22 protein-coding genes, 7 tRNA genes, 1 riboswitch and 1 other annotated feature are annotated in these 23,095 nt (G+C 38.9%); of the genes, 26 read left to right on the forward strand and 3 right to left on the reverse strand.

Annotation, left to right across the window (positions count from 1 at the left end; genetic code table 11):
- Window positions 1-28: 28 nt before the first annotated feature.
- Window positions 29-139: riboswitch (SAM riboswitch) on the reverse strand.
- Window positions 140-224: 85 nt separating this feature from the next.
- Window positions 225-1,034, reverse strand: coding sequence for a DUF1189 domain-containing protein (locus tag ABVF21_RS11975; protein ID WP_371018251.1), 810 nt, complete (start codon window positions 1,032-1,034; stop codon window positions 225-227).
- 237 nt (window positions 1,035-1,271) lie between these two features.
- On the opposite strand from ABVF21_RS11975, the gene ABVF21_RS11980 reads away from it, so the two are divergent.
- The 10 genes from ABVF21_RS11980 (at window position 1,272) to ABVF21_RS12025 (ending at window position 5,303) form a co-directional block, all read left to right on the forward strand.
- Window positions 1,272-2,900 (forward strand): Na/Pi cotransporter family protein, encoded by a 1,629-nt coding sequence (locus ABVF21_RS11980; protein ID WP_303530605.1) that lies wholly within the window; start codon window positions 1,272-1,274, stop codon window positions 2,898-2,900.
- 101 nt (window positions 2,901-3,001) lie between these two features.
- Window positions 3,002-3,484, forward strand: coding sequence for a DUF456 domain-containing protein (locus ABVF21_RS11985; RefSeq protein WP_371018252.1), 483 nt, complete (start codon window positions 3,002-3,004; stop codon window positions 3,482-3,484).
- A 134-nt stretch (window positions 3,485-3,618) separates the two neighbouring features.
- A tRNA-Asn gene (locus ABVF21_RS11990) sits at window positions 3,619-3,693 on the forward strand.
- 3 nt (window positions 3,694-3,696) lie between these two features.
- Window positions 3,697-3,773 (forward strand) — tRNA-Met (locus ABVF21_RS11995).
- A gap of 21 nt (window positions 3,774-3,794) precedes the next feature.
- Window positions 3,795-3,870: transfer RNA gene (locus ABVF21_RS12000), tRNA-His, on the forward strand.
- Window positions 3,871-3,882: 12 nt separating this feature from the next.
- Window positions 3,883-3,959: transfer RNA gene (locus ABVF21_RS12005), tRNA-Ile, on the forward strand.
- A 10-nt stretch (window positions 3,960-3,969) separates the two neighbouring features.
- Window positions 3,970-4,062, forward strand: a tRNA-Ser gene (locus ABVF21_RS12010).
- A gap of 56 nt (window positions 4,063-4,118) precedes the next feature.
- Window positions 4,119-4,195 (forward strand) — tRNA-Met (locus ABVF21_RS12015).
- Window positions 4,196-4,345: 150 nt separating this feature from the next.
- A tRNA-Phe gene (locus ABVF21_RS12020) sits at window positions 4,346-4,421 on the forward strand.
- Between the two features lie 270 nt (window positions 4,422-4,691).
- Window positions 4,692-5,303, forward strand: a complete 612-nt coding sequence (locus ABVF21_RS12025) for a superoxide dismutase (protein ID WP_194222182.1) — start codon at window positions 4,692-4,694, stop codon at window positions 5,301-5,303.
- A gap of 48 nt (window positions 5,304-5,351) precedes the next feature.
- Here the strand turns inward: ABVF21_RS12025 and ABVF21_RS12030 are convergent, their stop codons facing one another.
- Window positions 5,352-5,642 carry a hypothetical protein gene (locus ABVF21_RS12030; RefSeq protein ID WP_371018253.1) on the reverse strand — a complete coding sequence of 97 codons (291 nt, stop codon included), beginning with the start codon at window positions 5,640-5,642 and terminating at the stop codon, window positions 5,352-5,354.
- Window positions 5,643-5,743: 101 nt separating this feature from the next.
- On the opposite strand from ABVF21_RS12030, the gene ABVF21_RS12035 reads away from it, so the two are divergent.
- The 16 genes from ABVF21_RS12035 (at window position 5,744) to ABVF21_RS12110 (ending at window position 22,097) form a co-directional block, all read left to right on the forward strand.
- Window positions 5,744-6,988 (forward strand): MFS transporter, encoded by a 1,245-nt coding sequence (locus ABVF21_RS12035; protein WP_303530608.1) that lies wholly within the window; start codon window positions 5,744-5,746, stop codon window positions 6,986-6,988.
- A gap of 112 nt (window positions 6,989-7,100) precedes the next feature.
- Window positions 7,101-9,122 carry a peptidoglycan D,D-transpeptidase FtsI family protein gene (locus ABVF21_RS12040; protein WP_371018254.1) on the forward strand — a complete coding sequence of 674 codons (2,022 nt, stop codon included), beginning with the start codon at window positions 7,101-7,103 and terminating at the stop codon, window positions 9,120-9,122.
- Between the two features lie 284 nt (window positions 9,123-9,406).
- The gene (locus ABVF21_RS12045; RefSeq protein WP_303530610.1) at window positions 9,407-10,369 is read left to right on the forward strand and encodes a PstS family phosphate ABC transporter substrate-binding protein; all 963 of its coding nucleotides are present in this window, start codon (window positions 9,407-9,409) and stop codon (window positions 10,367-10,369) included.
- Window positions 10,370-10,448: 79 nt separating this feature from the next.
- On the forward strand, window positions 10,449-11,381 hold the full coding sequence (gene pstC, locus ABVF21_RS12050; RefSeq protein WP_303530611.1) for a phosphate ABC transporter permease subunit PstC: 933 nt from the start codon (window positions 10,449-10,451) through the stop codon (window positions 11,379-11,381).
- Window positions 11,381-12,259 (forward strand): phosphate ABC transporter permease PstA, encoded by an 879-nt coding sequence (pstA, locus tag ABVF21_RS12055; protein WP_303530613.1) that lies wholly within the window; start codon window positions 11,381-11,383, stop codon window positions 12,257-12,259. The genes pstC and pstA overlap by 1 nt, the downstream gene beginning before the upstream one ends.
- A gap of 54 nt (window positions 12,260-12,313) precedes the next feature.
- Window positions 12,314-13,123: a phosphate ABC transporter ATP-binding protein PstB gene (pstB, locus tag ABVF21_RS12060; RefSeq protein WP_194222175.1), complete on the forward strand. Its 810-nt coding sequence runs from the start codon at window positions 12,314-12,316 to the stop codon at window positions 13,121-13,123.
- Between the two features lie 21 nt (window positions 13,124-13,144).
- Window positions 13,145-13,804 (forward strand): phosphate signaling complex protein PhoU, encoded by a 660-nt coding sequence (phoU, locus tag ABVF21_RS12065; protein WP_194222174.1) that lies wholly within the window; start codon window positions 13,145-13,147, stop codon window positions 13,802-13,804.
- Window positions 13,805-13,922: 118 nt separating this feature from the next.
- A complete protein-coding gene (locus tag ABVF21_RS12070) occupies window positions 13,923-15,905 on the forward strand; it encodes a glycoside hydrolase family 15 protein (protein ID WP_371018255.1) in 1,983 nt (660 codons plus the stop codon).
- Between the two features lie 76 nt (window positions 15,906-15,981).
- Window positions 15,982-16,131, forward strand: a complete 150-nt coding sequence (gene rpmG / locus ABVF21_RS12075) for a 50S ribosomal protein L33 (RefSeq protein ID WP_048308894.1) — start codon at window positions 15,982-15,984, stop codon at window positions 16,129-16,131.
- 78 nt (window positions 16,132-16,209) lie between these two features.
- A complete protein-coding gene (locus tag ABVF21_RS12080) occupies window positions 16,210-16,776 on the forward strand; it encodes a 5-formyltetrahydrofolate cyclo-ligase (protein ID WP_194222172.1) in 567 nt (188 codons plus the stop codon).
- The gene (locus ABVF21_RS12085; RefSeq protein ID WP_303530620.1) at window positions 16,773-17,543 is read left to right on the forward strand and encodes a DUF92 domain-containing protein; all 771 of its coding nucleotides are present in this window, start codon (window positions 16,773-16,775) and stop codon (window positions 17,541-17,543) included. Before ABVF21_RS12080 ends, ABVF21_RS12085 begins: the two co-directional genes overlap by 4 nt.
- Entirely contained in the window at window positions 17,540-18,136 is a 597-nt protein-coding gene (gene mobA / locus ABVF21_RS12090; RefSeq protein ID WP_371018281.1) for a molybdenum cofactor guanylyltransferase, read from the forward strand. The genes ABVF21_RS12085 and mobA overlap by 4 nt, the downstream gene beginning before the upstream one ends.
- Window positions 18,137-19,156: a ThiF family adenylyltransferase gene (locus ABVF21_RS12095; RefSeq protein WP_303530622.1), complete on the forward strand. Its 1,020-nt coding sequence runs from the start codon at window positions 18,137-18,139 to the stop codon at window positions 19,154-19,156.
- A gap of 112 nt (window positions 19,157-19,268) precedes the next feature.
- Window positions 19,269-19,468, forward strand: a binding site (T-box leader).
- 86 nt (window positions 19,469-19,554) lie between these two features.
- Window positions 19,555-20,940: a Na+/H+ antiporter NhaC gene (gene nhaC / locus ABVF21_RS12100; RefSeq protein ID WP_303530624.1), complete on the forward strand. Its 1,386-nt coding sequence runs from the start codon at window positions 19,555-19,557 to the stop codon at window positions 20,938-20,940.
- A 54-nt stretch (window positions 20,941-20,994) separates the two neighbouring features.
- Window positions 20,995-21,168 (forward strand): hypothetical protein, encoded by a 174-nt coding sequence (locus ABVF21_RS12105; protein WP_194222167.1) that lies wholly within the window; start codon window positions 20,995-20,997, stop codon window positions 21,166-21,168.
- Window positions 21,169-21,389: 221 nt separating this feature from the next.
- Window positions 21,390-22,097, forward strand: coding sequence for an HAD family hydrolase (locus ABVF21_RS12110; RefSeq protein WP_303530625.1), 708 nt, complete (start codon window positions 21,390-21,392; stop codon window positions 22,095-22,097).
- A gap of 8 nt (window positions 22,098-22,105) precedes the next feature.
- Here the strand turns inward: ABVF21_RS12110 and ABVF21_RS12115 are convergent, their stop codons facing one another.
- Entirely contained in the window at window positions 22,106-23,011 is a 906-nt protein-coding gene (locus ABVF21_RS12115; RefSeq protein WP_303530626.1) for a hypothetical protein, read from the reverse strand.
- Window positions 23,012-23,095: the final 84 nt, after the last annotated feature.

The raw sequence follows: 23,095 nt of genomic DNA on the forward strand, positions 1-23,095 counted from the left end.
TATAAGAAGAAGACTTTGGTTGCTCTTCTTCTTATCTTCCAAGTTGAAATCAACTTGCTGGAGTTAGCACCTTACCGGAAATTATCCGGTGGTTGCTGAAGCTTCATAGGGCCAGTCCCTCTGCTTCTCTTGATAAGAATTGAAAATATATGGAATTTTATTGTGTCGCTTTTTTCATAATCTACATCACTTTAAAGTGAAAAGCAAGGGATTTGAGTAAATTATCAAAATTTTTCTTCTGTTGGATCATTTGCTCGCTCGTTCGTTACCCGTTTTTTTGGTAACGGGATTTCTTTAATCGTAAGATAAAGTAGCATGATGGCCACCATCCAATAGAGTAGGAATCCTAAAGGGACTGCTGTTTTAATGAGGGCCATAATCGCAAAGAAGAGCGTTGGAATTGTTACTGAATAAACAGATAAGACCCAAAGTTGTTTATAAGAAGCTTTTCTTCCGGTAATACTTCTCAATAGTAGTCCAATTGTAGCTAGTACGGTAACTCCTATAAACTTAAGGCCGGTTTGAAACAAATAGATAACGAATATCAGTAACGGAATAAAGATAGGGAGCAAGTTGTCTAGGTTATTACTTAACTCATTAACATCTTGCTTCGTGAACGTCATCGAACTAAAGTTACTGTAATTAAACTCTTGTCTAGCGCCGCTATCTACAACGATTATACGATCTTTTAGGAAAGCGATAACGGAATCATATTGATCAACATCATCAGGATTTGTCTGGTCTGTCGCATCAAAAATAAAAGTATTTCCATCATTTTGTCGAATAAGCGGTTCAGACTGCTCACTTGTTAAAGATCCATCCTCTAAAGTGAATTCTGGTAAATCTGATATATGTGTTTTGAGATCCTCATAAGCGTTTGTAAAGGATAAAGCCGTCATAATTCCAACTGGCACAGAAGAAAGGAACATAAGTAAAAATACGTACAATATTGGCTTACCTAGCTTTTGAAAACGGAACCGGGCCATCATATTTGGGGAAAATAAGCTGTAGTAAAGTTGTTTAAAAACGTTCAAATTAATAATCTCCTTTCTAAATGTGGAGTATTTCTCCACCCAATCAGTTTATCTTATATAGAGAGGTGGGAACAGTATTCTTAATGAAACTTTATTGAAACATGTTTGTTTTCGGCATAATATATTTACAATTCTAGATTAACTCTTTACAAAGGAGGGAGCGATGTAGATAATAGACAAGGGACTTTGTTGAGTATTGTCGAAAAAAATAAAACATAAGTGCAAGGGGTTGAAATGATGGAACTCAACGTTCAGGAGATGATCTTTCAGTTTGTGGGAGGTCTTGGTATTTTCCTGTTTGGACTAAAGTATATGGGAGATGGCCTTCAACGATCAGCAGGTGATCGATTAAGAGATATTCTCGATCGTTTTACCACTAACCCGTTTATGGGTGTGCTTGCGGGGATTGTAGTTACTATCTTATTACAAACTAGCTCAGGTACTACAGTTCTTACAGTGGGATTGGTAAATGCAGGATTTATGACCCTAAGGCAAGCTATCGGAGTTATAATGGGTGCTAATATAGGAACTACAGTAACTGCATTCATTATTGGTATACCTATTAAAGATTACGCCTTACCAATAATTTTCCTCGGTGCAGCATTAATCTTCTTTGTTAAAAACAAAAAGATTACTTATCTTGGGCAGATAATATTTGGTTTTGGTGGATTGTTCTATGGCTTAGAACTTATGAGTAATGGTATGAAACCTTTAAGAAGTCTTCAGGCTTTCCATGATCTCACACTTAGTATGAGTGACAATCCAATATTAGGGGTAGTAATTGGTACTGTATTTACTGTAATCGTTCAGAGTTCTAGCGCTACCATTGGGGTACTTCAAAGTTTGTTTTCCCAAGATGCAATGAATCTTCAAGCAGCTATGCCAGTATTATTTGGAGATAACATTGGTACAACTGTAACTGCTGTTCTAGCATCAATTGGTGCATCAGTAGCAGCTAGAAGAGCAGCCCTTACCCATGTGATTTTTAACTTAATTGGAACAACGATCTTTTTAATTATTTTGTCCCTATACACCCCTTTTATTTCCTATCTTCAAGGTGTATTAAATCTTAATTCAGAAATGACAATCGCATTTGCGCATGGAATTTTCAATGTGTCTAATACAATAATTCAGTTTCCTTTCATTGCTTTACTAGCCGTTATAGTTACGAAAATTATTCCTGGTGATGATTCAACAATTGAATATAAACCTAAACATTTAGATCCTGTGTTCATTGAACAATCTACTTCAGTGGCACTTGGACAAGCGAAAGAAGAAGTTATTCGTATGAGCGGTTTTGCTTATAAAGGTGTTCAAGAGGCTTCTAACTATCTGACTTCTAAAAGTCAGAAAAGCGCAGAAAAAACCGCTCAGTATGAGGAAGCTATTAACAACCTAGATACTAAAATTACAGACTACCTTATTCAGCTATCAGCCACTTCTTTGTCCGGTGATGAGTCAACACGACATGGTATGTTAATGGACTCTGTTCGGGATATTGAGCGTATTGGGGATCATATGGAAAATATTGTTGAATTGGTTGATTATCAGATTAGTAATAAAGTTAAAATGACTGACGTTGCAATGAAAGATCTTGATGAAATGTTTAATTTAACCCTTTCTGCACTACAAGAAGCCTTTGATTCACTCGATAAATGGGACGTAGCAAAGGCCCAGGATGTTGTGCAATTGGAAGATAAGATCGACAAAATGGAAAGAACGCTTCGTAAACAGCATATCCTTCGTCTAAATGAGGGTGAATGTACTGGAAGTGCTGGAATTGTTTTTGTTGATATCATCAGTAACCTTGAGCGTATTGGTGACCATGCGGTGAATATTGCAGAAGCCGTCATTGGAGAAGAATAAATTTGGGAAGCAGAGGGATGCCTCTGCTTCTTTTTATCATTATATAGAAGAAAAGTGACATCTCCGCTAAAATAGAGTCAAGTTGAAGGGAGGTTAAAAGCGTGGATATTCTATTATGGTGCCTGATCATTGCGTCATTCATCATTGCATTTGTGGGATTGATTTATCCGATTATTCCAGCCGTACTATTTATTTATGTTGGGTTTATCCTGTATGGGGGGTTTTTTGAGTTTGGTTCAATGACTATTTCCTTTTGGATTGTTGAAGTTCTGCTGACGATGTTATTATTTATTGCGGACTATGCTAGTAACTTATTTGGCGTGAAGAAGTATGGAGGGTCAAAGGCGGCGATATGGGGGAGTACAATTGGTTTACTTGTTGGCCCGTTTGTTATTCCATTTGCAGGAATCATCCTTGGACCATTTATCGGTGCTATCTTAGCTGAATTAATTATTCATCGAAAAGCTTTTAAAGAATCTGTTCAAGTAGGTGTAGGTTCATTGCTTGGTTTTCTTGGTGGAGCTGTTATGAAAGGTTTACTCCAAATGGTCATGGTTGTTGTGTTCCTAGTGTATGTCCTATAAGTTCTTGATGACAAAATGAAAGCGTGATATAGTATTTTCATAATTGAAATTAAGATTAATTCAATTAAATTTGAAAAACTTATTGACGCTTTCTTAATCCATATGATATATTAGTTCTTGTCGTTAAGAAATATTCCACAGTAGCTCAGTGGTAGAGCTATCGGCTGTTAACCGATCGGTCGTAGGTTCGAATCCTACCTGTGGAGCCATATGGCGGTGTAGCTCAGCTGGCTAGAGCGTACGGTTCATACCCGTGAGGTCGGGGGTTCGATCCCCTCCGCCGCTACCATAATTTTAACGATAAAACATGGCGGTTGTGGCGAAGTGGTTAACGCACCGGATTGTGATTCCGGCATTCGTGGGTTCAATTCCCATCAGCCGCCCCACTTATTACATAAGGACCCTTAGCTCAGCTGGTTAGAGCTGACGGCTCATAACCGTCCGGTCGCAGGTTCGAGTCCTGCAGGGTCCACCAAATGCATATCGGAGGAATACCCAAGTCTGGCTGAAGGGATCGGTCTTGAAAACCGACAGGGGCTTAGTCGCCCGCGGGGGTTCGAATCCCTCTTCCTCCTCCATTCTTTAAAAGTTAGCTTTCTAAAAAATGGATGCAAATTAATTTCTTTTACATTATCGCGGGGTGGAGCAGTTCGGTAGCTCGTTGGGCTCATAACCCAAAGGTCGCAGGTTCAAATCCTGCCCCCGCAACCAAAATAAAATTCTTACTACGTCGAACATACTTCTTTGTTAGAATTTAATTGGAGTGCTCCAGGGGCAACCTAAGCTCATAGCAAGGCCAAATTACTTTTAATGTAAATGCAAACTACATACTAATTAAAGTTAATACTGATAACATGATTTGGCTCTGTAGCTCAGTCGGTAGAGCAGAGGACTGAAAATCCTCGTGTCGGCGGTTCGATTCCGTCCGGAGCCACCACTCAATAAAGATCCCACTCGTCAATTAATGACGAGTTTTTTTATGTTTTATGCATGTTATTACGGTGTTAATTCTCGATTTTATTCGTTAAGATGTTTAATTCTATATACTGAGGGGAAACTTTATCTGTGTTGCGGAAATTCAAAGGTTTATTATTTGAAAACGCATGACAATTCTGCTAGTGTAAACATGTGACGACATCATGTTCAAGTGGTGGCTAACGCTACCCTAACAGCAAGTTACATACTATATTTAAGGAGGAGATTCACAATGGCTAAATTTGAACTACCAGAACTACCTTACGACTACAATGCACTAGAACCACACATCGATGAAGAAACAATGAAGATCCACCACGACAAGCACCATAACGCATATGTAACAAAGTTAAATGGTGCACTAGAAGGTCATGAGGAGCATGCATCTAAGAGCCTTGAAGATCTTCTTGGCAACCTTGACGCACTTCCTGAAGGCATTCGAACTGCTGTTCGAAACAATGGTGGCGGACACGCTAACCACTCACTTTTCTGGCAATTGCTAAGCCCTAACGGTGGCGGCGAACCATCAGGTGATCTAAGCGAAGCACTTAAAAAGAAATTTGGTAGCTTTGAAAGCTTTAAAGAAGAATTTGCTAATGCTGCAGCTGGTCGTTTTGGATCAGGCTGGGCTTGGCTAGTAGTAAAAGGTGGAGAACTTGAAGTAACAAGCACTCCAAACCAAGATACTCCAGTAATGGAAGGTGTTACACCAATTCTTGGGCTAGATGTTTGGGAGCATGCTTATTATCTTAAGTATCAAAACAAACGTCCTGATTATATCGCTGCATTCTGGAATGTAGTTAACTGGGATGAAGTTGCAAAGCGTTACGAAGCAGCTAAATAATTTACCAAGCTTTCAAAACCCCCAACATTTATGTTGGGGGTTTTTCTATTATGGTTCGATTAAGGTATAAATTGTTCCTAAATGGTGTAGTGTGAAATTTATTAAAAAATCTGTAAAATCACAGCCAGTTTCAAAATCATGAGGTGTACAAATCAGAACTTGATGATCTGTGATTGTCAATGAGATGAGGTCATTTCGATATTGGATTTGAAGATAGTGCCTCATCCTATTAATAAAGAACGAGTGTTCATCAACTTTTATATGATGTTGAACTCTTTGAAGTAGTTGGATTCGACTGTCTTTAGTAATGTAGTCTGTCCGATATAGAAAGTAATACATACCTAGTCCCCTTTCAAAAACAGTTTATCCTTTTTGTTTCATCCGCATAACGAACAGAATTTAAGTCAAAATAAGGGTGGATGAAAAAAGGGGAGTTTGTTATGAAAGTTATAAAACATATGATTGGTGAGATAGAGGTAACAAAAGATTTGTTGTTATTACTTACAATCGGTGGTTTATACGCGCTGAGTATTGCGCTCTCAAATACGTTCGTAAATGTTTACTTGTGGAAGCAGTCTGGTGAGTTTGCGGATATAGGTATATACAACCTTGCTGCGGTTATAAGTCAGCCGCTTACCTTTATTCTCGCTGGTAGATGGGCTAAGAAAATGGATAGAGTTATTGTACTGCGGATTGGAGTGATTTTTCTCGCTCTTTTCTATATAACAGTGCTTTTTCTTGGTCAGAACGCTAGTCATTTGCTTATCTTACTGGGCGCTTTACTTGGAATAGGGTTTGGCTTTTATTGGCTTGCATTTAATGTGCTAACATTCGAAATTACAGAACCGGACACAAGGGATTTTTTTAATGGATTCCTTGGTTTACTTACATCTTTCGCAGGGATGATTGGGCCAATATTTGCTGGTGTTATTATTTCAAGTCTAGAAGCATTCACGGGATACAAAGTAATATTTGCCGTCTCACTTGCTTTATTTTTCGCAGCTGTAATCTTAAGTTTCTTTCTCGAACGTCGGTCTGCCAAAGGGACCTTTTCATTTAAACGTGTTCTTCAAGAAAGAAAAGCGAATGCAGATTGGCTTAACATTTTACACGCGCATTTTTTTCAAGGTATAAGAGAAGGTACTTTTATTTTCATTATCGTTGTCCTTGTTTTTATTACGACGGAAAGTGAGCTTGCAATTGGTACATTTGGACTTGTTAATTCAGGTGTGTCATTTTTAGCTTATTATTTGGCGACGAGATTGATTAAACCGCGATATCGTAAGAAGGCTATTTTATATGGCGGGCTTATTCTTTACGCTTCGGTTTTCTTGCTTGTATCCGACCTAACGTTTGCCCGGTTGTTAATGTATGGTGTTTGTATTTCTCTTGCTTATCCACTTTTACTTGTCCCCTACATTTCGCTCACTTACGATGTGATCGGTAAGGCTTGGAATGCAGCAGAAATGCGGATTGAGTACATTGTCGTTCGAGAGGTGTACTTAAACTTAGGACGAATTGTTTCCGTTCTTTTATTCTTATTAACAGTAGCGTTATTCGATGATGTAACGAGCATTCCGATTTTGTTATTAATTGTTGGTGCTGGCCATTCGTTTATTTACCTGTTTGTAAGAAAACTTCAAGCTCCCCATCCCTCAAACCCTTCTCCTGACACCGTACAATAGCTCATTAGACTCTTTACTTTTTTTATATCACTAAGTATAGTAAGTAGAAGAGAGAGCAGAGACACCTGTCTGGAACAGGTGTCTATATTTGTTTAAAGGAAGGGAGTCAATCGTGAAAACGAAAAAAAAGAAAAATCATGTGCCTTTAAGGCTCAATATATTATTTTTATCTGTATTCCTTCTGTTTTCTACATTAATTCTTCGACTGGGCGTTATACAGATTGTAAACGGTGAAGAATACGAACGTGTTTCTGAGCAAACTGAGAATGTTACAGCAGAATCAACAGCACCTCGTGGAAAAATGTATGATCGTTATGGGCGAGTTCTGGTTGATAATAACCCGGAATTTGCACTTACATATATCCGAACGCAGAATACTAAGCAAGCTGAGAGACTTGAATTAGCTCAGAAATTAGCAGGGTATATTGAAAAAGATACAGATGATGTCATTGACCGAGATCTTAAAGATTATTGGATTGTGACGAATCCGGAAAAAGCGAAGGCGAAGCTAACGGAAAAAGAGTGGGAAGCACTTGAGTCGAGTGAAGCTTACCAACTCCAAATTGAACGGATTAATGATGAGGATTTAGCAGAGATTAAGAACGATCCAAAAGAACTTGAGGTAGCTGCTATCAAAAGGGCGATGGATACTGGTTATGCCTTATCCTCTCAAACAATTAAGGTAGGTTTAACTGAAGATGAAATTGCTAAAGTAAGTGAAAACCTTGGTTCGCTACCTGGAATAGAAATTCAAGCAGACGCCACTCGAGAATATCCTTATGGAAATACTCTGCAAACGATTTTCGGAAGGGTCGGACCTATCCCTAAAGATGAGTTAGATTATTATGGTTTGAGAGATTATGAAAGAAATGACAAAGTAGGTATTAGCTATCTCGAGAAAGAGTACGAAGAGTACTTAAAAGGTCAAAAAGAAAAGCAAACCTACGTGACCGACAAATCGGGAGAGCCAATTGGTGAACCAAAAGTAATTGAAGGTCAAAGAGGAAACGATTTGGTCCTCTCACTAGACATCGATCTTCAAAAGGAAGTCGAGAAAATTTTGGATGAAGAGCTTCGTGATGCAAGACAATATGGGGCAACACGAGGCTATGTAGTCATGATGGATCCCAAAACAGGTGAAGTCCTTTCTCTTGCTGGTAAGGAATATAGCAACGGAGAGTTTAAAGACCGGACGTTTGGAGTGATCGGTGACTCCTACGCAATGGGATCGACTGTTAAAGGAGCAACAGTGTTAACCGGTTATCAGTATGATGCTATTAACCCGAATACGACACTTGTGGATGAAGTTTTATACTTTAAGGACGAAGGTAAAAAATCTTCTTATACGGCTAATGCTATGGGACCTATTTCAGACTTAGTTGCTCTACAAAGATCTTCAAACGTATATATGTGGAAAATCGCGATGAAGATGGCTGGCTATGACTATGCTCCTTACGAAAGCAGTAGTTATGACCCGTCAGCTTACGATGAGCTAAAAGAGTCATTCTCTCAGTTTGGTCTAGGTGTTAAAACCGGGGTTGATCTCCCTGGTGAAAGTGCAGGATTAAACGGAGGTGTGAATGAATTCGGAAAAATCCTCGATTTTGCAATTGGACAGTATGATACGTATACACCAATGCAAATGGCTCAGTATACTTCTACCATCGCAAATGGTGGCTATCGTATTGAGCCACACATTTTAAAAGAGGTTCATGAACCTTCTGAAAAAGATGGTCTTTCAAATACCATTCTTTTTCAAAATACTCCAGAGGTGTTAAACAAAATTAAAATGAGTGAAGAAGAAGTGACACATGTCCAAAAAGGGATGTGGATGGTTATGAATACGGCAAATGGAACTGCAGGTACACATTATCCTTACTTCCAAAGTGATGATTATCAAGCTGCTGGAAAGACTGGAACAGCGCAAATCGGAGATGGATATAATTTAACCCTTGTTGGCTATGCGCCCTATGATAATCCCGAAGTAGCCTTTTCTGTAGTAGTTCCAGAAGTGAATGACTCTTCTTCAGGATATGTTAATAAAAAAATAGGTGGACGCGTTCTAGATGCTTATTTTGATTTAAAAGATGAAGCGAAGAAACCTATTGAGGCTAACCAAAAAGAAACAGAATAGCATTTCATGAAAAACCGCTGAAAAGCGGTTTTTTTGTTTAAGGACAAATGAATGAATAATATTTGTCAGATTGAGGTGAAGTGATAGGCTGAATGCATAGCAAAAGTAAGGTATGCCCCAAAAAGACTTATTTAAACGTTTTCCGACACGCATTTACAATCTCTTTACATACGGTTTATATGACATTAATATCTAGCCTGTATTCTAAGAATTGTGATTGAGAGACCAGTACACAAACAACCTGGTTGGTCACAAGTACAAACATCCATTTAGGGGGAAATTACATGAAGTTCAAAGGTATTATGCTCATGGTAGTTATGTCGCTAGTAATGGTTTTCGCATCAGCTTGCGGAAACAACTCTGGTAATACAGAAAACTCTGGTAGCACAAACAGCGATGGTGAAGTTTCTGGAGACGTACTAATGGACGGATCTTCTACAGTATTTCCAATCATGGAAGCTGTCGCTGAAGAATATGCTTCTGCACAACCTGACGTAAAAGTAAGTGTAGGTGTTTCGGGATCTGGTGGTGGATTCGAAAAGTTTGCAGCTGGAGAAACAGACATGAGTAACGCTTCTCGTCCGATTAAAGAAGAAGAAGTTTCGGCGCTTGAAGAAGCTGGTATTGAATTCACTGAATTTGAAATCGCAAAAGACGGTCTTTCTATCGTTGTTAACTCTGAAAATGACTGGATAGATCAACTTACAATCGACGAGCTTAATATGATCTGGACTGGCAAAGCAACAATGTGGAGTGACGTTAACTCTGAATGGCCTGAAGAAAAAATCGAATTATTTAGCCCGGGTACGGACTCTGGTACGTATGATTACTTTAATGAAGTTGTTCTAGAAGATGAGCAAATGGTAAAAGAAGCAACACTTTCTGAAGACGATAATGTACTTGTGAATGGTGTAACTGGTTCTAAAAACGGTATGGCATTCTTCGGATATGCTTACTATCTTGAAAATAAAGATAGATTAAATGTTATTCCAATTGTTAACGGTGAGGGCGAAGCAATAGAGCCGAATGCAGAGACAATTCAAGACGGATCTTATGAACCACTTTCCCGTCCACTATTCACTTATGTGAAGCATTCTGCAGTAACTGACAATCCAGCTGTTTATGATTTCACTAAATATGCACTTGAGAACGCTGGAGATATGGCTGAAGCAGTAGGTTACGTAGCTCTTCCAGAAGAAAAGTATACAGAAGATATGGATAAGCTAAACGAAATCGCTGGTAAATAAGAATAAATTAAAGCAGATTGGTGAGGAGTTCATACTCCTCACTTAATCCTGTTTTGCTCTTTGTGAGGGGGAGTAATAAATGCAAAGCTCAGTTCGTCAAATGATTAAAGACAAAAAAGAGAAAAATCAAACACGAGCAAAGTTTATGGAGAAACTTGTACCGGGCTTATTGCTTTTATGTGCAATTATTTCTGTATTAACAACGCTCGGAATTGTGTTTACACTGATTGTCGAAACAATCACCTTTTTTAACCATGTGTCTATTGTTGAGTTTTTTACAAACAAAGATTGGTATCCATTCTTTGAAAGTGATCCTGATTACGGTATTTGGCCACTTATTTCAGGAACACTTATGATTACTGGAATTGCCATGCTGGTTGCTATCCCGTTTGGTCTTGCAGCAGCCATTTATTTGAGTGAATATGCAAGTGATCGTGTAAGAAGATTTATCAAACCGATTCTAGAAGTATTAGCAGGTATTCCAACAATTGTGTATGGTTTTTTTGCTTTAACCTTTGTCACACCTGTACTACAGAACATTATTCCGAGCTTACCGATCTTTAATGCGTTAAGTCCTGGTATAGTTATTGGAATCATGATTATCCCTATGATTGCATCGCTTTCTGAGGATGCGATGAGTTCTGTTCCGAATGCAATTAGAGAAGGTGCGCTTGGTGTTGGGGCAACTCGTTTTGAAGTAGCTGTGAAAGTTGTGTTGCCAGCAGCTTTATCAGGAATTATCGCATCCTTTGTGCTTGCGATTTCTCGAGCAATTGGTGAAACGATGATTGTCACAGTAGCGGGTGGTGCGACACCTAAGCTTACATTAGATGTTACGGAATCGATCCAAACGATGACATCTTATATTGTCCAGGTAAGTCTTGGTGATGCCGGATTTGGAACGACAATCTATTACAGCATTTATGCTGTCGGTATGACGCTCTTCCTATTCACGCTTATCATGAACCTTATCGCGCAATATATTTCTCGTAGATTCAGGGAGGAATACTAATGCAATTAGTAGATCAGGCAAAAGTTAAAAGTAGAATGCAAACCAGATTAACACAAAATAAAATTCTTAAAGGAATCTTTTTTGGTGCAACGATGTTTGCCCTTGTTGTACTTGTTATCTTGTTATATCGGATATTCACTCAAGGAATTGGTTATCTCGACCTTCAGTTCTTTCAAAATTTCGCATCTCGTTTCCCTGAGAAAGCAGGGATCAAAGCAGCCTTCTTTGGTTCACTTTGGTTAATGACTGTGATTGCTCCAGTTTCACTCATTCTTGGTGTAGGAACTGCGATATATCTCGAAGAGTACGCAAAGAAAAATAAGTTTACAACTTTTATTCAAATCAATATATCCAATTTGGCAGGCGTACCTTCAATCGTTTTTGGTTTGCTCGGACTAACTGTATTTGTTCGTATGTTAGAAATGGGGCGTAGTGTTCTTGCAGGTGGACTGACGATGAGCTTGCTTATTCTACCAATTATTGTAGTAGCAGCTCAAGAAGCCGTTCGCTCTGTTCCAAAAGAATTACGTGAAGCTTCTTATGCAATGGGTGCTACAAAATGGCAAACCATCAAGAAAGTAGTACTTCCTGCTGCTATTCCTGGAATCCTTACAGGAGGAATTCTTGCCCTTTCTCGAGCAATTGGGGAAACAGCTCCACTTCTAATGATTGGTGCACTAACGTTTGTAGCCTATTTACCCGAGAATTTACTGTCTGGATTTACAGTAATGCCTATTCAAATTTTCAACTGGACAAGTCGTCCACAAACCGAATTCCACGATGTAGCAGCAGCTGGTATTATTGTACTTCTCGCAATGTTGCTCATTATGAATTCAATTGCTGTATTAATACGAAATAAATTCTCAAAGAGACTGTAGATTGAATAAAACTCTCATCAATGTGAAAAGGGGATTTTGAAATTGAAAACAATCATGGATGAAAAAAAAGTTGTGAAAGCTCCTCGTTCAGAAAAACAGAATAAAGAGGAGAAATCAGTTTATAGCATTCAAAATTTTAATCTTTGGTACGGTAAAGATCAAGCACTTAAAGATATCAAATTTGAAATTCCAGAAAATCAGGTAACAGCCATCATCGGGCCATCTGGATGTGGGAAATCAACCTTTATTAAAGCACTTAACAGAATGGTAGAAATGGTGCCGATTGTTAAAATGTCTGGTGATATTAATTATCGAGGGAAAAATATTTTTGAAAACAAATATAAAGTAGAAGACTTGCGCACAAAGGTAGGTATGGTTTTTCAGAAACCGAATCCATTTCCAAAGTCAATCTATGAAAATGTTGTTTATGGGCCTAAAATTCATGGAATTAAAAATAAAAAGGTTTTAGATGAAATCGTAGAAAAAAGCTTAAAAGGGGCGGCGCTTTGGGAAGAAGTTAAAGATCGTCTTAACGAGAATGCCTACGGTTTATCCGGTGGGCAGCAGCAGCGTCTTTGCATTGCGCGTTGTCTTGCTATTGAGCCTGACGTGATTCTAATGGATGAACCAACTTCTGCTCTTGACCCAATTTCTACCCTTAAAGTAGAAGAGCTTGTTCAGGAATTGAAGAAGGATTTCAGTATTATTATTGTGACACACAATATGCAACAAGCAGCTCGTATCTCTGATAAAACCGCCTTTTTCTTAAACGGTGAAGTTGTTGAGTTTTCTGATACGAATCAGCTGTTTTCTAATCCAACTGACAAGCGTACAGAAGATTATATTACAGGCCGTTTCGGTTAATAAATTCGGGGGTGAGCAACCATGGTAGTAAGAGAGAATTTCCAGGAACAGTTAGATGAGATAAAGTCACAACTACTTGAACTCGGATCACTAGCACAAATAGCAGTTGATGATGCGATTACAGCATTAAAAGCTCAGGATGTTAACAAAGCTCTTGAGATCATTGAAAATGATCATAAAATAAACAGACTTGAGGAAGAAATTAATGAAAGAGCGATCTGGTTAATTGCCAAAGAGCAGCCGCTTGCAACAGATTTGAGAAGACTCATCTCAGCACTTAAAATTACAACAGATGTTGAGCGTGTTGGAGATCTTGCGGTCAACATTGCAAAGTCGATTATCCGGATTGGCGACAAGCCATTCGTAAAGCCAATCGAAGAAATTCCAGCACTAGCTGAGAAAGCAAATAACATGTTGAGAGAAGTTCTTGCGTCTTTCTATGACGAAGATGTGAATAAGGCTATGGCTGTTGCTGATGCAGATGATGAAATTGACAACATGTATGGTCGTCTTGTAAAGGAGCTACTTGAGTTAATGACCGAACATCCTGAAAGTGTTAGTCAAATTCAACAGCTTTCATTTATATGCCGCTATGTTGAACGTATTGGTGATCACTGTACGAACATTTCCGAAAGCGTGATTTATGTTGTGAAGGGGAAACGATACGACCTTAATGCATAGTGATCGAACCATACTCTAAATGAGAGTGTGGTTTTTTTTATATAATTAGAAAGCTTATGTAATGACCTGTCCACTCGTGCAATAAACTAGTGTAGGAGATGGATAGGAGGTAGCAAAAATGCCAAGACACTTAGTAATAGGAAATGGACAACTGCTTATAAATATGGATCAGTTTCTTCAAATACGAGATATTTATTATCCGTATGTTGGGCAGCAAAATCACGTTCAAGGTCATGCAAATCGTATAGGGGTTTGGGTAGATGGGAAATTTTCATGGTTACATTCATCTGAATGGGAGATTCAGCCTAATTATGATCAAGACACACTGGTAACATATAGTACAGCTGTCCATCCTCATCTCGGACTTAAGCTTGTGTTTGAAGAGGGAGTCCATCAGCGTGAGATGCTGATGATTCGTAAGATTACCATTCATAACCTTGAAGGTCAAAGACGTGACGTTAGGATTTTTTTTCACCAAGATCTGAATATTTATGAAACTGAAGTAGGCGATACAGCTTATTATTGTCCGGATACTAAGTCGATGATTCATTACAAACGATATCGATATTTTCTTTTTAATGGTGAAATAGATGGGGCAGGGATTAAACAGTATACTTCTGGTGTGAAACGATTCCAGGCTGCAGAAGGTACGTGGCGCGATGCTGAAGACGGCCACTTACATGTGAACCCCATCGCGCAGGGATCAGTAGATAGCACATTTTCTTTGGAAACGAAGTTGGAACCTAACAGTGAGAAAGTAGCCTATTATTGGATGACAGTTGGAAGAACGAAGGAAGAAGTTAGTAGTATTCATGAGTATGTAAGTGAGATTGGAACACAATTGACTGTAGAAAAAATTCGGATGTATTGGAACCGATGGGTGAATAAGTCGGTGTTACCTAAGACAGACTTAGGGGCGGACATTCTTTCACTTTATAAAAGAAGCTTATTAATTGTTCGAACGCAAACCAACCAAAATGGAACGATTATTGCGGCGAATGATTCAGACATTTTGCATTACAATCGAGACCATTATAGTTATATGTGGCCAAGAGATGGCGCTCTCATTGCTTCAGCGATGTCAAAAGCAGGTTACCATGGAATGGTGGCGAACTTCTATCGCTGCTGTGCAGAGCTTCTTTCAAAAGAAGGGTATTTACATCACAAATACAATCCTGATGGCTCTGTAGGATCGAGCTGGCATCCCTATGTGGATCGCTTAAAGCAATCTCAGCTTCCAATACAAGAAGATGAAACTGCTCTTGTTCTCTGGGCTTTTTGGGAGCATTATCAATCGACAGGAGATATTGAATTTGCTCAATCGCTCTATAAGTTCTTAGTACGGCCAGGAGCTAAGTTCTTGTTGCAATTTATGGATGAAGCGCTAGATTTGCCACTTCCTTCTTACGATCTTTGGGAAGAGCGATTTGGAATTTTTAGCTTTACAGCTTCCGCTTGCTATGGAGGTTTGATGGCAGCTCATTCGTTTGCAAGGCTATTTGGTGAAGATGACCGCGCTGATAGCTATTTTGAAGGGGCACAGCGGATCAAAAAAGGAATTGAGACACATTTATATGATAAGACCCGTTCCTGCTTTATCCGGGGGTTGTACCGCAATGGCGAGTCTGGAGAGATAACGAAGGATTATACAATAGAAAGCAGTTTGTTTGGTCTATTTGCTTTTGGAGTATTCCCTGCAGATGATCCAAGGGTTGTTCGTACAATGGAAGAAATTGAAAAACGCCTGTCTGTCAAAACAAGTATAGGCGGGGTAGCACGTTATGTTAGTGATTATTATTTTCAACAATCACAAAATGTAGAAGAAGTACCAGGCAATCCGTGGGTTATTTGTACTCTATGGATCGCTAAATGGAAAATTTCTAGTGCTCAAACGATTGAACAACTTCGCGATGCGAAGAATCATATTGATTGGGTATTTAAGCAAGCCCTCACAAGTGGTATACTACCTGAACAGGTTCATCCTTACACGGGTAAACCACTATCTGTAGCACCCTTAACCTGGTCGCATGCAACGTACGTAGATGTGGTGAAGGATTATCTTGAGAAATATGAGTCACTTTCTTCAACAAAAACAACTTGATTGAATGAGATATGTTTGTTATCATAATGAAGTATGTTGTTAAATGAACAGTTTGATAGGATTTGGAGGGATATTCATGCGCGTACAAATTACATTGGCTTGCACTGAAACAGGCGATCGTAACTACATCACGACGAAGAACAAACGTACTAACCCTGATCGTCTTGAACTTAAAAAATACAGCCCAAGACTTAAAAAGCAGACGTTACATCGCGAAACAAAGTAAGCAGTAGGATATCCTACTGCTTTTTTATTTGCACATTTTCTCGTAAACTAATAGAAGAGAAAAGTAGGAGGAATGATGATGCAATCAAAACATGAATGGCGAACAAACATGAAAGTGAAATTAAAAGAAATTAGTGCTGATGAGAAAATATTGCTTGATGAACAAATACGTGAACGTCTTTATACATATGAACCATTCAAAAAGGCTGAAACGATCGGATTAACCGTGGCAATGAAAGGTGAAATAAATACGAAGAAAATTATAGAAAAAGCTTGGACTGATGGAAAGAGAGTAGCAGTCCCGAAGTGTAATCCGAAGACGAAGCAGATGACTTTTCGCTACTTAACAGAGTGGGATCAGCTAGAAAGCGTTTATTTTGGGTTGGAAGAACCTCGCCCCGATAAAACAGTAGTATGTCCCCCAGAAGAAATAAATCTTTTGCTTGTTCCTGGTCTCATTTTTGATCTTAATGGCTTTAGGATTGGATTTGGTGGCGGTTTCTATGATCGATATTTGCAACACTATTCAAACTCAACCGTATCCCTTGCCTATCAATTTCAAGTCGTTGAAAAGGTGCCAACCGAATCTTTTGACGTACCTGTGGAAGCCATCATTACTAATGAACAGCTTGTTAACGTAAAATGATCATTTACGCTTTTTTAAGTGCTATAACAGGTGTTTTAGGATATAAAGTTCATGCACTTTCGAGAAATGGAGCAATAGCCGCCACAGGTGTTGGGTGCGCGATCGCACTAGGTTTTGGCTGGAAAGGGCTCTTGCTTCTTGGTATCTTTTTTTTAACTTCTACTATATGGAGTAAGTATAAAGCGCAGTTAAAAGATGGCGTGGAACAAATTGTTGAAAAGGGCGCTTCGAGAGATCAGTATCAAGTTCTTGCAAATGGTGGGGTTGCTGCTTTCGCTGGAATAATGATGCTTTTATTCCCTGGGGATGTATGGCTGTTTATTTTTCTAAGTGCGATTGCCACTTCTAATTCTGATACCTGGGCATCTGAACTTGGCGTTCTCTCAAAGCGACGCCCCCTTCATATAATAACGATGAAATTCGTTCCGGCAGGCACTTCTGGAGCTATTAGTATGCCAGGTATATTGGCGTCTTTGCTCGGAGCTGGTTTAATTGGAGGAGTTGGTTCACTTGTTTTTGACTTATCTTATCTAGGGTTAGTTATTGTTACGGTCGCAGGATTTGTCGGCTGTTTAAGCGATACGCTGATTGGAGCAACCTTGCAAGAAGAATTAAAATGTCAGAAATGTGGTTCAAAAACCGAACGCCATATGCATTGTGGAAATAAGACAGTCAAAATCAGCGGTATAAAAGGATTTAATAATGACGTGGTCAATTTCGCCTCGTCTATGATTGGCGCTCTTGTGGGAGGGGCATGGTGGTTATGAAAATAATAGGTACATTGCTAGCAGGAGGGGAGTCCAGAAGGTTTGGATCCCCAAAAGCATTTGCCACTTATCACGGCAAGCCTTTTTATGAAGTGGTACTGAATCAACTTCACCCTGTTGTAAATGAATCCATTATCGTAACAAATAGAGATTTATTAGAGCAGTTTAGCATGAGCACATCAGAAGAGATAAGAGTGATAAGAGATGAGGAAAAATTTGTAGGGATGGGACCGCTAGCAGGTCTTTATTCTGGGATGACTCAAACGAATGGTGATCTTTATCTAACGGTCGCTTGTGATATGCCGTTCGTAACAGATGGTCTATTTTCTACACTAATTGAAGAAATGATCAAACATCCAGAAGCAATGGCCGTCATACCGGTGAGCTCAGGAAGAAGTCAGCCACTCTGTGCTATCTATCATTCTTCCTGTAAATCCATTATCGAAGAGCTTCTTTTATCAGGAAAAAGAAAAATGAATGATCTTTTTGAATTAATTAATGCCCAATATATAACAGTTGAAGAACTGAGAAAGCAGTTTTTAAATGTAAATACAAAAGAAGAATATAAAATTGTTCAAAAGGAGAGAGATTAAATGGATGACTTTAAAAGGTATTCAAGACAAATGCTGTTTTCTCCTATAGGCGAAGAAGGCCAAAAGAATTTCAGTCAATCAAGGGCTCTTATTGTAGGAATGGGTGCACTAGGGACAGCGATTGCCAATCATCTTGTGCGAGCGGGCTTCGGTCATGTAAGAATTGTCGATCGTGATTATGTTGAGAAGAGCAATCTTCAAAGACAAATGCTATTTGACGAAGAGGATGTTTCTGCAGCGTTACCAAAAACAATTGCAGCCAAAAAGAAACTAGAAAAAATGAATTCCTTAGTTGAAATCGAAGCGATCATAGCGGATGTTAATGCAAGTAACGTAAGTGACCTTATGAAAGAAGTGGACTTTGTTATGGACGGGACCGATAACTTTTCCACACGTTTTCTTTTAAATGATGCTTGTTTTAAAATGAATATTCCTTTTGTATATGGTGGGGCGGTAAGTTCAAGGGGAATGACAGCATTGTTTGTTCCTGGTGAAACGCCTTGCCTTCGTTGCTTTATTCAGGGGGGCGAAGGAACGACTGGTGAAACGTGTGACACGATCGGGGTTATTTCTCCTATCGTTGATATTATAGCATCGTATCAAGTGACGGAGATTATGAAATATATAGCGGGGGACCATGAGAAGCTTCATCGCAGCCTAATGACAATGGATATTTGGCATAATCATAGTTATGCGATGAAATTTTCTTCGCCTAAAGAGGGTTGTCCAACATGCCAAACAAACGAATATCCATCATTAAAAGCGGGAGCTAAGCAGGATATCACCTCTCTATGTGGAAGAGAAACGATTCAGATACACCTTGAAAGTCATTTTGATTTAAAAGAATGGGCATCAAAGCTAGAAAAAACAACAACAGTAAAGAAAACTCCTTTCTTACTTAAAGCGCAACTTGAGGAAGGGGAAAGACTAGTGTTATTTCCAGATGGGCGGGTACTTATTCAAGGAACAGAAGATAGTGGAAGAGCAAAAGCACTCTATTCAAGATATATTGGCATGTAAAAAGCATCAGCCTTAGGCTGGTGCTTTTTGACATCTTAACTCTTATCCTTGACATAGCTCATATTCAATTATAGAATAACGATGTTACTTAAACGCACAAAAGCATAAAAGTACAAAAGCGAAGATTCAGAAAAAGTAGCTTCTCTAGATAAGCAGTCGAAGAGACCTGGTGGTTGGTGAAAACTAGGGCGTCTAGGAGTGAAATTACATTTGAGGAGCTAGGTACGGGTGATCCTCCCGATATTGAGGATATAAGTGGGCAGTTATTACTGTCAATAAGGGTGGTATCGCGAAAAAAATTTCGTCCCTTCAATTATTGAAGGGCTTTTTTTAATGGAAAAATACAGATAGAGCAAAACTAATCGGTGAGAGAACATAGATCAAGGGAGAGAGAGAAAATGAAAAAAATATCATTTCCAATAGCGCTTGTTGTGATTGCGCTATTAATGAGCTGGATGTTGTTTAGTATTATTGGCTTAAAGGTAGAACCACATATTCCTCTTCTTGGTGGCGTAGTAGGAATGGGGATTTTGGGATTAATTCTTGGTATGAAGTGGGAAGAAATAGAGAAGGCTTTACTGCAGAGTATAACTACGGGCTTAAAGCCAATTCTCATTCTTTTTGTAGTAGGAATGATGATCGCCGTATGGATGCAGAGTGGTACGGTGCCAACATTGTTATATGGAGGGCTTCAGTTCATCCAGCCTGAGTGGTTTCTCATCAGTGCATTGATCGTGACCATTATCGTTTCAAGCTTTACAGGCAGTTCATTTACTACAATCGGTACCATTGGCGTAGCGATGATGGGAATAGGAGCAGCAATGGGTGTTAACCCGGCTTTGGCGGCTGGAGCTGTTATTTCAGGTGCATGCTTCGGAGACAAAATGTCTCCTCTCTCTGATACGACCAACTTTGCTCCTGCTGTTGCAAAAGTAGATCTGTTCACTCATATTCGACATATGACACAGACTACGATTCCAGCCATTGTCGTAGCAGTGATCTTCTTTTTTATGATGAGTAAAAATTTATCTACTTCCGTTAACCCGGAGGATTTGAACAAAGCTATGTCGGTTTTGCAAAGTGAGTTTAATATATCGTTCTGGACATTAATTCCTCCTGTTATCGTGCTCGTTCTTGCTGTAAGAAGAGTACCTGTCCTAGTCACTTTGTTTGCTGGGCTTCTTGCGGGAATTATCGTATCAATGTTAACGCAAGGCGTGTATTCAGCTGGTTCAATTCTTGGAACAATGCAGAATGGTTTTGCGAGTGATACATCAAGTGAACTTGTAAATGGAATCGTAAATAGAGGTGGCCTTCAATCAATGATGTGGAGCGTCTCACTGATTATTTTAGCATTAGCACTTGGTGGCGTTCTGCAAGTGATGGGAATCATTCAATCCCTCATGAGTGGATTAACAAAGCTTCTAAATAAGCGAGGTCATTTAATTTCTGCAACAGCCACATCTGCAATTGGAGTGAATTTGTTAACAGGTGAGCAGTATTTGTCAATTCTTCTTCCTGGTCAAACGTTTGAGCCGTTTTATGATAAAGCAGGCGTGGATCGGAAATATCTTTCCCGTACATTAGAAGACGCTGGGACGCTCATTAATCCATTAATTCCATGGGGAGTATCGGGAGCCTTTTTTGCAGAAACGTTAGGGGTATCGGTGTTAAGCTATCTTCCGTTTGCAGTCTTTCTATGGCTATCACCATTATTTACTGTGATTTTGGGCTATTGGAATAATAAGAAATTAGGTGAAGACACCTCTGTGAATCATGGATAAAAACGTCATTACCTGCAAACAGTAGAGATATAGTACAGTTTCAGGAGGAGAATGATGAAAATAACGAAGGTTCTTGTTCTATTATCTTTAGTAGTCGTGTTGTATGAATACCGATACCGATTATTAAATGGGCTGCTAGGCGTCGCGGTGATAAGGCGCTTTGTCGTCGGAAATTCGTTGAAATTTCCAGGTTTACGTAACAAACTTTTTAGCTCTTTTCTATCTTAACCTCTACCTCACCGGTGGAGGTTTTTCTTTGTTCTAGGGTATGTTAATGCGCGCAGTTGATTTTGGCTCATTTATGTTCTGTGATGACCACTCGAATGAGGCAAAAGTCGAGAATCAACAATATAAGTTAACAAAGCTTTCTTCTAAAAATTGAAAAGGTTAGAATAGGGGGGAAGACAATCAGGAATCGTTTGATTAACCGGAGACTGGGGGAGCTTTATATGAAGTGGACACACATCTACTTTGATTTAGATAACACTCTTTATGATCATGAAAAGGCCTTTAAAAAAACCATTTTGTATTGTGCAGAAAAAATGTTGCTAAATAAAAGTACATCTGTTTCAGTTGAGCAGTGGTTTAATGTATTCAAATCTAATTGCGATCAATATTGGAATGCCTATGAAGAAGGTAGATGGTCAAGAGAACGGTACCAGGTGAAGCGATTTTGTAAAACGAATGACTATTTTAACTTAACTTGCTCTGAGGAGGAAGCGTTAGAGTTCCAAAGAGAATATCAATCTAAAGTTGCCTCCTTCGCTGAATTATATGACGGGGTTTCCTCTATTCTATCTACTTTGAGGGATAGTGGAATAGAGCTAGGCATTATTACAAATGGTGGGCAGGAAACACAGCTAGCAAAAATTAAAGCTCTTCAATTGCTTCAATGGATCCCTCGTGAGAATATTTACATTTCAGAAACTGTAGGGATTGAAAAGCCAGACGTTGACATATTTCAATATGTTCTTGGAAGTATGGGGCATTATCTTTACATAGGGGATACATGGGATCATGACATTAAGCCTGCTATAGAAGCAGGCTTTGATGCAATATATTTTAATTCCAGGAATGAAGCTGTTGACCACTCAATTCGGAAAGATATTCCAGAAATATTGACTTATGAGGAACTGAAGAAAGTATTAATCAATTAATACTTTCTTTATTCTTCAGTATCTTGTGGCTCTAATATAGGCTCGTTAAGGTATTGAATAAGCTCAATGTTCTTTCCACTTTTCGTTTGGAATAGGATGAGTAAATATGGTGAATGTTTATGAAGCAATATGATTGGAATTGTACTGCCAATAGGTGATTCTGTCGGGCCATTTGGAGGAATTATGCCAAGGAAATAGTTTTTGTATAGACCTTCCCAAATACCTCCGATCGTATCAGCAGTCTGTTTCTGAGATAGTCCTGGGAGCGTTCGCTGTTGATATTGATCTAACGAGGTTAGCGGGAAAATATAATAGTCTTCAGGATGAAGATTATATTCTGTTACCATAGCTTTGAAAACCAACTGGGCTTGTTGATCCATGGCATGATCGAGAATGTATTGCCACTCTTTTTCTTCTTCACTTGAAGCCTCTTTAAAAGATTCAAGTGGTGTCATCGGAGAGTCAATGACGTAAAGTTGGTCATAACTCAATTGCTGGGCACTTTTAATGACATCATTAGGGTAATGGATTTCTCCATAATGGTAGGTAATCGCTTCATAATGTCCGCTATCTTCACTTGTAGATTCTTTTTTTTGACGAAGTGTAGCCGTATTTTCTTTCCAAATTGACATTGAATCAATCAGGCGACCTTCTTCATAGAGAAATGATAAATCTTGACGAAGGTAAGCCACTTCAGAAAGACTTGATTCTGTCTTCCAATCCAATGTGTATTCATCTTCATCGTCCTGCGTTAGAATAGTAAGAGATGTACTTGCTGAATCAAATGTGACGTCTGGATCAGGTGGGAAATACGTAAATGATTCCCTAACAGGATTACTACTAGTGTTAACAAGGATGAGCGCAAAAAAACCAATCATACCTAGCATGATAACGTAGTGAATTCTTTTGATCATCCCGATACCTCCAAATGAGTAAGCTTGTCATCATATGTATGTGATAGTTAACTGAAATATGAAGAAGGATTCGTTTGCTTTTCC

The sequence above is a fragment of the Pseudalkalibacillus sp. JSM 102089 genome (assembly GCF_041366475.1).
GTDB classification, from domain to species: domain Bacteria; phylum Bacillota; class Bacilli; order Bacillales; family Guptibacillaceae; genus Guptibacillus; species Guptibacillus hwajinpoensis_B.

Excerpts from the sequence above, each read along its gene's own strand:
- ABVF21_RS11980 (WP_303530605.1), top strand. The coding sequence starts at position 1,272 with ATGGAACTCAACGTTCAGGAGATGATCTTTCAGTTTGTGGGAGGTCTT.
- ABVF21_RS12025 (WP_194222182.1), top strand. The coding sequence starts at position 4,692 with ATGGCTAAATTTGAACTACCAGAACTACCTTACGACTACAATGCACTA.
- ABVF21_RS12030 (WP_371018253.1), bottom strand. The coding sequence starts at position 5,642 with ATGTATTACTTTCTATATCGGACAGACTACATTACTAAAGACAGTCGA.
- ABVF21_RS12035 (WP_303530608.1), top strand. The coding sequence starts at position 5,744 with ATGAAAGTTATAAAACATATGATTGGTGAGATAGAGGTAACAAAAGAT.
- ABVF21_RS12045 (WP_303530610.1), top strand. The coding sequence starts at position 9,407 with ATGAAGTTCAAAGGTATTATGCTCATGGTAGTTATGTCGCTAGTAATG.
- pstC (WP_303530611.1), top strand. The coding sequence starts at position 10,449 with ATGCAAAGCTCAGTTCGTCAAATGATTAAAGACAAAAAAGAGAAAAAT.
- pstA (WP_303530613.1), top strand. The coding sequence starts at position 11,381 with ATGCAATTAGTAGATCAGGCAAAAGTTAAAAGTAGAATGCAAACCAGA.
- pstB (WP_194222175.1), top strand. The coding sequence starts at position 12,314 with ATGGATGAAAAAAAAGTTGTGAAAGCTCCTCGTTCAGAAAAACAGAAT.
- phoU (WP_194222174.1), top strand. The coding sequence starts at position 13,145 with ATGGTAGTAAGAGAGAATTTCCAGGAACAGTTAGATGAGATAAAGTCA.
- ABVF21_RS12070 (WP_371018255.1), top strand. The coding sequence starts at position 13,923 with ATGCCAAGACACTTAGTAATAGGAAATGGACAACTGCTTATAAATATG.
- rpmG (WP_048308894.1), top strand. The coding sequence starts at position 15,982 with ATGCGCGTACAAATTACATTGGCTTGCACTGAAACAGGCGATCGTAAC.
- ABVF21_RS12080 (WP_194222172.1), top strand. The coding sequence starts at position 16,210 with ATGCAATCAAAACATGAATGGCGAACAAACATGAAAGTGAAATTAAAA.
- ABVF21_RS12085 (WP_303530620.1), top strand. The coding sequence starts at position 16,773 with ATGATCATTTACGCTTTTTTAAGTGCTATAACAGGTGTTTTAGGATAT.
- mobA (WP_371018281.1), top strand. The coding sequence starts at position 17,540 with ATGAAAATAATAGGTACATTGCTAGCAGGAGGGGAGTCCAGAAGGTTT.
- ABVF21_RS12095 (WP_303530622.1), top strand. The coding sequence starts at position 18,137 with ATGGATGACTTTAAAAGGTATTCAAGACAAATGCTGTTTTCTCCTATA.
- nhaC (WP_303530624.1), top strand. The coding sequence starts at position 19,555 with ATGAAAAAAATATCATTTCCAATAGCGCTTGTTGTGATTGCGCTATTA.
- ABVF21_RS12105 (WP_194222167.1), top strand. The coding sequence starts at position 20,995 with ATGAAAATAACGAAGGTTCTTGTTCTATTATCTTTAGTAGTCGTGTTG.
- ABVF21_RS12110 (WP_303530625.1), top strand. The coding sequence starts at position 21,390 with ATGAAGTGGACACACATCTACTTTGATTTAGATAACACTCTTTATGAT.
- ABVF21_RS12115 (WP_303530626.1), bottom strand. The coding sequence starts at position 23,011 with ATGATCAAAAGAATTCACTACGTTATCATGCTAGGTATGATTGGTTTT.